Below are 450 nucleotides of genomic sequence, written 5' to 3' on the forward strand. Positions count from 1 at the left end.
CGGCTCCGCACTCGGCACCGGTGCGCTGACCACGAGCGGCGCGGGCGGCACGCTCGGTACGAGCGTGGCCGGCACGACGCTGACCAACGCGATCGATCTCGGCGCGGGTTCGACGCTGACGGTCGGCGGCGCGAACAATCTCGGCTTGGGCGGCACGATCTCGGGCAGCGGCAATCTGGCGGTGAATGGTCCGTCGACGACGACGCTCACGGGCACGAACACGTACAGCGGCAACACGACGATCGGCGGCGGCAGCACGCTGGCGGTCGGTGCGGGCGGCAGCCTGTCGTCGGGCAGCGCGATCGATCTGGCCGGTGCCGGAGCGACGCTGGACGTGAGCGCGGCCACGACGCCGCAGGCGACCGGCACGCTGTCGGGTACAGCCGGTTCGACGGTGAACCTGGGCGGCAATACGCTGACGCTCGGCGGTTCGGGTAACGGCACGTTCGG

1 pseudogene is annotated in these 450 nt (G+C 71.8%); it reads left to right on the forward strand.

Annotated features, from left to right (window positions below):
- Positions 1-450: pseudogene (locus HW466_RS31430) on the forward strand (hypothetical protein); the annotation flags it as partial.

The sequence above is a fragment of the Burkholderia territorii genome (genome assembly GCF_902833055.1).
Taxonomy (GTDB): Bacteria; Pseudomonadota; Gammaproteobacteria; order Burkholderiales; family Burkholderiaceae; genus Burkholderia; species Burkholderia territorii.